The organism is Amnimonas aquatica, from assembly GCF_002943415.1.
GTDB lineage: Bacteria > Pseudomonadota > Gammaproteobacteria > Pseudomonadales > Moraxellaceae > Perlucidibaca > Perlucidibaca aquatica_A.
Genome location: NZ_PTQZ01000288.1, coordinates 1 through 1699, shown reverse-complemented (window position 1 = coordinate 1699; position 1699 = coordinate 1). Strand labels below are relative to the sequence as shown.

Sequence of the window (1699 nt, the reverse complement as noted above, 5' to 3'; positions counted from 1 at the left end):
GAGACCCCGCTGTCCTCGTCGATGCTGAACGACAGGTTGCGCTGTCGCATCAGCTCGGCAAGGGCCTCGGCGTCATCGGAGTCCGCCTGATCCGCGGCCTGCGCCGCCGCATCGGCAGGCAACGCGGCGACGGCCCCGGACGACAGCCCGGCGGCCTGCGCGGACAGCGACACGAAGTCATGCCCAGCGCCCGCCGCCGCGGACGGATTCCCGGAAACGACAACGGCGGCGCCCCGCGCGGAGGCCCCGCCTGTCATGCCATGGCCCGGCGCGAAACGGCCGGCCAGACCACTGATGTCGATCGTGTCCATGACACACCTCTCACGGCATCTAGCCCAATACCTCTATCTGCCTATCGTCAGCCACGTGCGGAACTTTAGGGCGCGGAAGCGCTTTGTCAGCGCCTGCGGCAGGACGGGTCGGGACCCGTCCTGCCGCAGCCTTTCACACCTGCCCCCAGCCTTGCGGCGGGCCTTACTGCAGCAGGCTGAGCACACTCTGCGGCATCGAGTTGGCCTGGGACAGCATGGCCACGCCGGCCTGCTGCAGGATCTGGCCCTTGGTCAGGTTCGCCGTTTCCTGCGCGAAGTCGGTGTCGATGATGCGTCCGCGCGAGGCCGACAGGTTTTCCGCCGAGGTCTGCAGGCTGGTCACCAGCGAGCTGAAGCGGTTCTGCACGGCACCGAGGTCGGCACGCAGGCTGTTGACCTGGTCGAGGGCATCGTCGATGGCCGTGATCGCGGCGCTGGCGCCGGAGGCCGTGGAGATGTCCAGGGCATCGATACCGAGACCGGAGTTGGTCATGGTCGAGATCGTGACATCGATCGTGTCGCCGGCATTCGCGCCGACCTGGAAGCTGAACGAGCCCGAGGTGCCACCGGCGCCGGTGAACAGCTCCTGGCCGTTGAAGTTGGCCTTGCCCAGCACGCGACCGACTTCTTCGGTCAGCTGGGTGACTTCCTTCTGCAGCGCTTCGCGGTCGTCGCTGGAGTTGGTGCCGTTGGCGGCCTGCACCGACAGTTCGCGGATGCGCTGCAGGTTGCTGGTCACCTGGGCCAGTTCGCCTTCGGCGGTCTGCGCCAGCGAGATGCCGTCGTTGGCATTGCGGGCGGCCTGGTTGAGACCCTTGATCTGCGCCGTGAAGCGTTCGCTGATGGCGAGGCCGGCGGCATCGTCCTTGGCGCTGTTGACGCGCAGGCCCGTGGACAGGCGCTGCAGGGAGGTGGCCAGGTTGTCCTGGGACTTGTAGACATTGCGCTGAGCGTTCAGCGAGGCCACATTGGTGTTGATGGTCATAGCCATGATGTTTCTCCTCGTACCAGTCGGTGGTGTTCCCGCTGCGGCGACTGCCGTTCAGCTTGTACTCACTTATCGGAGGCGCCCGGCCACTCTTTAGGGCGAATTACACACAAGCAACAATTTCACCGGCGAAAACTGGCGGACCTGTTCAGCCCTTTTCCGAAGGCGCGAACATGCGGGTGCCGAAATACAGGCTGACGCGGTAGAACACCTCGATCGAGCGGTAGAAAATGATGTACTTCTTGCGCGGCCCGCCGCGCCTGAGGCCCATCTCCGGGGTCCGGAAGTCGACGAAGCAGCCGGCGTCGGAGGCCAGCTTCACCAGCGACAGCGGCGTCCAGTAGGCGACATGGCCGGGCACGAACGGATACTGGTGGCGGCTGACATCGCTGCCGTCATA

General features: G+C 65.7%; 3 protein-coding genes. All 3 read right to left on the bottom strand.

Annotated features, from left to right (window positions below; all coding sequences use genetic code 11):
* Positions 1-311, bottom strand: a 311-nt coding sequence (locus C5O18_RS09170) for a hypothetical protein (protein WP_206389836.1), incomplete at its 3' end; no start/stop codon positions are given.
* Between the two features lie 163 nt (positions 312-474).
* The gene (locus C5O18_RS09165) at positions 475-1302 is read right to left on the bottom strand and encodes a flagellin N-terminal helical domain-containing protein (protein WP_105193306.1); all 828 of its coding nucleotides are present in this window, start codon (positions 1300-1302) and stop codon (positions 475-477) included.
* A gap of 145 nt (positions 1303-1447) precedes the next feature.
* Positions 1448-1699, bottom strand: a 252-nt coding sequence (locus C5O18_RS10535) for a hypothetical protein (protein WP_158249323.1), incomplete at its 5' end; no start/stop codon positions are given.